This window comes from Amycolatopsis vastitatis, assembly GCF_002234595.1.
Taxonomy (GTDB): Bacteria; Actinomycetota; Actinomycetes; order Mycobacteriales; family Pseudonocardiaceae; genus Amycolatopsis; species Amycolatopsis vastitatis.
Map to the genome: position 1 here is coordinate 38,571 of NZ_NMUL01000085.1, position 6,888 is coordinate 45,458.

Consider the following 6,888-nt stretch of genomic DNA (forward strand, 5'->3'; position numbering starts at 1 on the left):
CCATGTTCAAAGACGTAAGCTCTGCCGCACTCGAGTTCTGGCTGCGGGACCGCTACTTCGGCGCAACGATCGATATATCCAGCTCCGGAACGCCTCCCTTCCGACTGGACGAGCTGCGCACACTGCTGGGGATCGAATCAGCCGAACTGGACCAGCTGGGGTTCGAGGACAGCCCGTCAACCGGCTCGGACCGACTGCGGTCCGCGATATCCCGCCGGTACTCCATCGGCGATTCGCACAAGATCATGGTCACCCACGGATCGAGCGAAGCGCTCTTTCTGGCGATATCGGCGCTGATCACTCCCGGCGACGAGATCGTCGTGATGGAACCAGCGTATTCCTCACTGATCTCCATTGCCCGCGCCCTCGGCGCGATCGTGCACCCTTGGCGTCTCGATTACAGCGGTGACGGCGCCGACCTGGCCGGCCTGGAGAAGATCGTCTCCGGCCACACTCGCGCCATCATAGTCAACTTTCCCCACAACCCGACCGGCCAAAGCCTGCAATTGGAGCAGTTCCTGCACTTGATGAATTTCGTCAACAAGTCGGGCTGCTACCTCCTCTGGGACGGCGCTTTTTCGGAACTCGTTCACGACAGCGCTCCGCTCCCCGACCCGACCAACCACGTCGAACGCTCGATGTCGTTCGGCACTCTTTCGAAGAGCTACGGACTCCCTGGTCTGAGGATAGGGTGGTGCATTGCCGAAGCGCCGATAATAGACGACATGGTACGACTTCGTGACTACGTGACACTGAGCTGTTCCCCGATCGCCGAGCACCTGGCGTCCAGAGTACTGGAGCACGGAGATGTCGTGGTGCGCGATCGCGTGGCCAACGCACAGCGAAACCGCAGCACGCTTCTCGAATGGGCGGCCGGCAATGCACATTCGGTCCAACTCGAACTGGGCTCGGGAGGTGTCACGATCTTTCCGGAGATCGACGTACCCGACACGCGGGCGATGTGCGAGGAACTCTACGACCGGCATCGCGTCTTGGTGGTCCCGGGCGACTGCTTCGGCGCCGGCAACCGAGTCCGCATCGGATACGGCGGCTCCACGGAAGAGTTGAAGCGGGGACTCGGCCATATCTCCGACCACCTTCGGCAACGGCGCCGGTAGGCAAGCTCTGCGCACGCAGGACAGGAGAACGCCCACGAGCGCGGCCGCGTGGCCACCGGTGTTCCCGACAGCCGTCAGCGGGTGGCGGTGCGGCGGCACCGTCACCAAGGACGTCCGAGAGGTCCTGATTCTCCGGCGAATTCCCCTTGTCACCACAGAGTTTGCAGGGAACGCCCCGAGGCCGCTGATGCGGCTTTGTGGGATCTGCAATAATCGAGCAATGCGCACCTATCGGGATTTGTTCCGCGCCCCGGAGTTTACGTCGTTCATTTCTTCCGATTCTTTTCCGTCCACAATGGTCGGTGAAGAGCCCGAGATGTGCCCGAGCGGTCGCGATGCCGTCCGCGGGATGATCTTGGCGGTCGCCTCAGCCGCGGCCAGCGCGACCTCAGGAAGCACGGTGGTGTACGTGTCCATCGTCACGGTGATCGACGAGTGCCGCAGCATGTTCTGCACGACCTTCATGTCCGCGCCCGCGGCGAGCGCCAGCGTCGCCGCACCATGGCGCAGATCATGCAGCCGGATCGGCGGCAACCCGGCCTGACGAGTCAGCTCCTGGAAGCGGGCGGTGACATCGGCCGGGTGCAGCGGGCTGCAGTCAGGCTGGGTGAACAGCAGGTCGGTGTCGACCCAGTCGCTGCCGAGCCGGGCACGAGCCGCGTCCTGATTGGCCTCATGCTGGCGCAGCACGACGACAGTGTCAGCGTCCAAGGCCACGAGCCCTTCGGACGAGGTCGTCTTCGGCGCCGACTCGCCGGTCTCCCAGCCGTACTGCACGATCTGGTTCGCCACCTCCAGCGTGGCCGAATCCAGATAAGTGTCCGAACGCCGCTGCCCGCACGCCTCCCCGCGACGGAGCCCAACGTGCGCGATCAGAGGCCATCAAGAACTTCGCGCCCGCGATGGCCCAGGCCGCGAACGCTGTGCACGCGTTGCTCGGCGTGCGGCAGGAGGTTCAGCAGCACCTGTTCGCGGGGCTCGCCGCGGACATCACTGGACTGGCGGGAATGTATCTGCCCCCTCCTGCGGACCGAGCTGGGCAAGGTCGCCACCGGCCTCGGCCGGGTCGTCCGGTAGTCACGACTCGTCGTGGTGATGGTGGAGGTCGCTCAAGTCCACCCCCTGGCGGAGCAGCAGGCTGACGATCGTCCGGGTTCGGTCGCAGACCAGGATGTCGCTGCCGTGATGGTGGCTGGCGAGGACCACGTGCCGAATGCTGTCTTCGTTGTGGGTAAGGGTCCAGTACGACGGCTCGGTGCGCGCCCACGCTTCGAGGGCGGCCAGGCTGGTCGTGGGGTGGTCTGGAGCGATCGACGCAAGGTGCGTGAGGACGCGGTCGGCGGCTCCCTGCAGTTTAGTATGGGTCAACATGTCCCGCAGCCGTCGCACTGCCCAGTCGGCATCGAAGACTCCGGAGGAGAACCACCATCCGAACCCGCGTAGTTCCGAAGGGTCTCCGCCTTGTTGTACCGCGGCAATGCGATGATCGAGCAACTCGGTCAACCGCGCCGCAATGTCAGGCGGCGTATCGACCAGGCCGTGCCCGATGCGTTCGAGAAGTTTGGCTCGCACGCTGGCGGGCGCGCGATCGTAGTACCTGCGCAGAAGCGAGTCGGGGCTGACGAGGTCGATATCGTCGACGCAATACCGGTGCACCAAATGCCAGCCCAGATGAGTCGCGAGGTAGAGCGATTCGTCGTCGGTCGCGTCCGGGTCGAGACGCTCGACCGCCGCGTCATACTGGTCGTGTAGTGCTGAGCACACGTCAGGATGAAGGGTGGTGTGGCCGAGGTAGCCGGTCCACGCTGCCGCCCAGGAATCACGGCTACGGGCGTCGAGCGGGAACAGGCGAGCGGCACGCGCGGCGGCCCATTCGCGATCAAGCCCGATCAGAGTCGCGAAGCGGGTACCCAAGACCCACCTCACCGATTGCGACGGCTCAGCCCTGACCTCCAGGCGCTCGTCGAGCAGCGTGAAGACGTCGGCCAGGTCGGCTTCCGGGTCAGCGCGTCGGGTCCAGATCCCCCAGTCGATCGCCGTGTTGATCGCCTCGGGGCGCACGCTGTTCATCGAGATGATCTCGGGGTGGGTTCCTCCGGCGATTTGCCGTTCCTCGTCGGCGGGTGCGGGATCTGGGTCCGCAGCGGCGTGTTGGATGAGCGTCCACACTGTGTCGTGTGCGTCCCGGAGAGGATCGGCGGCCGCGGCCATGCCGGCGCGAAGCAACCTCATCACCGATTTGCGGGCTTCGTGCCACTGCCGGGGCCCGGCGATCGGCGCATCGAGTTCCGCAACGGCTTGCTCGTCGGCCCCCACCAGCAAAGGGACGACGCCCGACCAACCCAAAGCCGTACCCTGACGTGCCGCGTTCTCCAGACCTCCGAGGACTGCGGTCACGTAGTGGGCCGGGAGTCCAACAAATGCCGCCGCCTCGGCGGAGCGCCGACCGGCGTCCTGCTCAATCGCGATCCGCAGCGGCGCGGCCAGGGACTCGTCAGTCCACCAGGCTGGACCGTCGGTCGGCGGCTGCCAGCTCCGCACATACTCGACAAGATCGTTGGTAGACCGGGCAGCAAGGCTCCCAGCCGTGACAGGAGCCGGCGGCACAAGAGAACCCCTCCCCACTCGGTCCTGGGGATGCGGGAGGGTGGGGTCACCGAACTGGGCGACCAATGTCTCGTAGCGCCGTACCCATCGGACGGGCAACACGTCGCGCAGCAGTGCCAGGCGGTCACGCTGCCAGCGTCCTTGCCAGCCGTCACGGTCCGCTTGGGACGGAGGAACGCCCGTGTTCCGTGTGTGCATGGCGATCTGTTCGTCGAGATCGGGGCCTTCGTCGATCAGAGCCAGGAGGCGATGCAGCTCCGGCCCGGTCAGCAAGTTAGATTGCCGCTGGACGAGATCGGTGTACTCGGTCTCGACTGGGCGGCTGCGCAGGAGGTCCGGATCAAGAACGCGCGCGGCGACAAGGTCGCGTGCCTGGTGTCCGCGCTCGGCCAGCACGTACAGGGCGATGCGTTGGAAGATCGTGCTATCGCCGGCGTCCAGCGTGTCAAGCACCGCGCCGGCGCTGGCGGAGTCGTGGTCCACGAGGGCGATGGCGATGTCTCGGACGGCGCTCACCAACGCATCGGTCGGATCGTGGCTCTCTCGCTCTGTCGTGCCTGGAATGCTGGGCCGCCACACTGTCGACCACCGGGTCCAAGCCCCCGTGGTCGGGTCGTCTTCGGCAATGAGCTGGCCGAGACGATCACGCAGGACGATTAGCAGGTCTGTACCGACCGTTGCCACCATCGCTGGCACGTACTTGCGGAGCAGTTCCGCGTGGTACCAGGTCAGCATCACATCTCCGCCGCCTCCTGATGGCACCTTTTCGAGCAGGGCGCGGAGCAGGGTCAACGCCTCTCGTACGTGACCGGCGTCCGCCAGTCGGGTCGCGAGTTTGCCGACGGCTAGCGGATCCAGGACGCCGACGCCGGTCCGGATGTCGGAGACCACGCGGGTGACCAACTGCCGGCCGTACTCGGGAGGTACCGCCAGTCCGACCGACACGATGTCGTCGTTCACGCGGGCATTCGTCGCCGTCGGAATGTTCACCGCCGCGGTCACCGCGACGTCCGGTTTGTCCGCGGCGACCCGTGCGAGGTAGGCGGACTCCGGCCACGCATCCAGCCTCATCATGCCCTCGTCGCCGTGTGGCTGCGGCGGCAGAGGGGACGAGAAGAACCCGGCGGAGACCAGCGGTTCCAGCCACTGCGGCCCAATGCCGTTGAAAAACCGGAATTGGGTAGCCGGGTCCTGGGGCAGCTTCTGCCGGACTTGATCGGTGTGCGCGACCGTCGGCTGGTCCAACGCGATGAGCGCATCTACTTGGCGCACGACCTCGACGTACCGTGACTCGAATTCTTCCAGCACGCGGTGCAGTAGACGCTCAAAGTCGTCGAAGAAGGACCGGAACGCGTCATCGAGTCCGCGCGGGGACGCAAGCCCGTCGCGATGTGCCCAGCGCGCTAGGTTGAATGGGCTGTCGGACCCGGCCATGTCCAACCACGTCCTGGCAACCGGTTCGCTGGGATCGATCTCCAGAACGTTCAATACCGCGAGAATGCTCGCTTCGTGCCCCGTCACACCTGGCGCGTACAACGCGCTAATCACGGCACGGAGACCGCTTTCGAGCTCCCGCAACAGGTGGCTGACCAGATGCGTCACGGTTGCCCGGGGCGGCTGCTCAGCCATCAGCTCGCACGCATCCCGGAAGAACTGTGCAGGTCCAGGGCCCAGCTGCGTCAGCCGCATAGCGACACGTTCCTGCCGCTCAGACAGGCCCGACCTAGGTTCCGGAGCGTTCGTCACGATCAATCCTTACACGGCCATCGTGCGGGGCGTGGTATCTACCAACCTGGTGTCGCAGTGCCCCGCGCGGCGACGACGCAGCGATACCCACATTTAGGTGATCTGGCAGGATTCCGCTATGACGGTATTCGCCTACGACGAGGCACGTGGTGTTCTCATTTCGACCTGGGACACCGGCGTCGGCTGCGTCGCCTCCACCCTCGCCGACCTGCCGAAGTCCGCAGAGCGTGACGCGGCGATCGGTTTGGCGTTCTGCTTGACCGGCCTGTCGCGTCAGGTGTGGCGCACCTACACCCATCCGGCGAGCGCCGCCGACAGCTTGGAACCAAACACCGAGGGCTGGCGCCGCCAAGGCGAGCGCGAAGCCTTCGCCGAGGTAGTCACGTCACTGCGGAACCCCAACCTGCCCCACGGTGACCACATCGTGCAGTCCTACATCCTCGTCGAGGAAGCCGCACATCGCGTCGGCCGCGCGCTCCACGTACTAGCTGATCAGGCTCTGACCGACCGCGTGGTCGCCGAAGTCGAAGACGAACTCGCCGCGGTCGAGCAAGCCGAGCGCGGCGACCTGACCGGCCGGGCAAAGCAGGCAGTGCTCCTGACACGCGCAGATGTCTCCCCCGTGCAGGTCAGCGCCGCGAACGACCTGCTGCGCCAGCACCCCCTCGGGTCGACGGGCCTTCTCCAGGACGTCGATCCCACCGCGGCCGCAGTCGCAGCGGCCCACTGGCTGCAGGCCGCCGCAGAGGTCGCCTCCGAAGCAGCGGACTGTCACCCCACCCAGGTAGTGCTCGAAGCGGACAACATCGAAGCACTTGCCGTCGAAACACCCACCCTGGTCCTGGAACGGCTTGACGCCGGCGAGACCCCCCGGGGAGTCGTCACCGACCTGATCAAAACGGCGATGACCGCAGCCGAAGGCAGACTCGCCGACCCCGATGCGCTGGTGCACCAGATCGAGGAGGCGAAGCAGAAGGCGCAGCGGTTCGGCCCAGGCGACGAAGAGCTGCTCGCCGGCCTGATGCCGCGCGTCACACCGCTGGACCCGATGCGTCCCGCACACGACCTGCTAGAAGACCTGCTCGACGGGATCCGCGGCAGCTGGCTGCTCTACCGCGAGTGCGCCGAGTACGACGATGACGACCTCGAAGACTTCACCGACGACGAACCCGAAGACAACGACGAAGACCTTGACGATCACATCGACACCGCGTTCTTCGAGGCCGTCCGGACAGAAGCGACAGAACACCAAGGGCAACTACTCTAAGTAACGAGCCCGCCGGTGAGCGACCCAGCCGGATGGCCTCACCGCCGTGACGGTGACGGCGCGCCACCAGAACTTGTCGGAGTGTCGTGGCATCCTGCGGCAATGCAGAAGGAGCAACTGCTCGAGTACGCCGAAGAACTGGCCATCCGT

4 protein-coding genes are annotated in these 6,888 nt (G+C 65.7%); 2 read left to right on the forward strand and 2 right to left on the reverse strand.

The window, feature by feature from the left end:
* Positions 1-2 precede the first annotated feature (2 nt).
* Positions 3-1,118: a capreomycidine synthase gene (vioD, locus tag CF165_RS48180; protein WP_093954314.1), complete on the forward strand. Its 1,116-nt coding sequence runs from the start codon at positions 3-5 to the stop codon at positions 1,116-1,118.
* A 228-nt stretch (positions 1,119-1,346) separates the two neighbouring features.
* Here vioD and CF165_RS48185 read toward each other — a convergent pair whose 3' ends face one another.
* Positions 1,347-1,994: a tyrosine-type recombinase/integrase gene (locus CF165_RS48185; protein WP_093954315.1), complete on the reverse strand. Its 648-nt coding sequence runs from the start codon at positions 1,992-1,994 to the stop codon at positions 1,347-1,349.
* Positions 1,995-2,195: 201 nt separating this feature from the next.
* A complete protein-coding gene (locus CF165_RS48190) occupies positions 2,196-5,471 on the reverse strand; it encodes a hypothetical protein (RefSeq protein ID WP_158226966.1) in 3,276 nt (1,091 codons plus the stop codon).
* A 118-nt stretch (positions 5,472-5,589) separates the two neighbouring features.
* On the opposite strand from CF165_RS48190, the gene CF165_RS48195 reads away from it, so the two are divergent.
* Positions 5,590-6,738, forward strand: coding sequence for a hypothetical protein (locus CF165_RS48195; RefSeq protein WP_240522190.1), 1,149 nt, complete (start codon positions 5,590-5,592; stop codon positions 6,736-6,738).
* Positions 6,739-6,888 lie beyond the last annotated feature (150 nt).

Excerpts from the sequence above, each read along its gene's own strand:
- vioD (WP_093954314.1), top strand. The coding sequence starts at position 3 with ATGTTCAAAGACGTAAGCTCTGCCGCACTCGAGTTCTGGCTGCGGGAC.
- CF165_RS48195 (WP_240522190.1), top strand. The coding sequence starts at position 5,590 with ATGACGGTATTCGCCTACGACGAGGCACGTGGTGTTCTCATTTCGACC.